Source organism: Brevibacterium sp. ZH18, from assembly GCF_022748595.1.
Taxonomy (GTDB): domain Bacteria; phylum Actinomycetota; class Actinomycetes; order Actinomycetales; family Brevibacteriaceae; genus Brevibacterium.
Window position 1 is genome coordinate 1 of the sequence record NZ_JALDSX010000112.1, and the last position, 698, is coordinate 698.

At 61.9% G+C, this 698-nt stretch carries 1 protein-coding gene; it reads left to right on the top strand.

What is annotated here, in order from left to right; genetic code table 11:
• On the top strand, positions 1–698 hold a 698-nt coding region (locus MPN20_RS17155), incomplete at both ends, for an IS3 family transposase (RefSeq protein ID WP_242784079.1).

The window sequence follows — 698 nt, forward strand, 5'->3', positions numbered from 1 at the left end:
TACCGATACCTCGCCGACGAAGCCGAAGCGGCCGGCCAACCCATGGCGGCACGCACTGCGTGGCGGTTGTGTTCGGCCAATGACTGGTTCTCCGCCTTCGGCAAGGGCCGGGCCAAGAACGGGAAGAAGCCGGGCCCACCGGTCCACGACGATCTGTGCGCGGTTGTCGATGCCGACGGACGGACCAGGCACGAGTTTAGAGCTGATGGACCGAATCAGCTGTGGTTGACCGACATTTCGGAGCACCATACGAATGAGGGTAAGCTCTACCTCTGCGCGGTCAAGGACGCCTACTCGTCACGCATCGTCGGCTATTCGATCAGCTCGAGGATGAAGGCGCGCCTGGCCGTTGATGCCCTCGAGATGGCTGTGACCAGGCGCGGTGACGTGGCCGGATGCGTGACGCACAGCGACCGCGGCAGCCAATTCAGATCGAAGAAATTCACTCGGGCTTTGGCCCGTCACGGCATCATCGGGTCGATGGGACGAGTCGGCGCAGCGGGCGATAACGCGGCCATGGAATCGTTCTTCGCCCTGTTGCAGAAGAACGTTCTCGACCGTCGCCGGTGGGTCACTCGCGACCAGTTGAGAATCGCGATCGTGACCTGGATCGAGCGGACATATCACCGACGTCGCCGACAAGCCCGGTTGGGTCGATTGACACCAGTAGAGTACGAAGCAATCATAGAGCCAGCTGC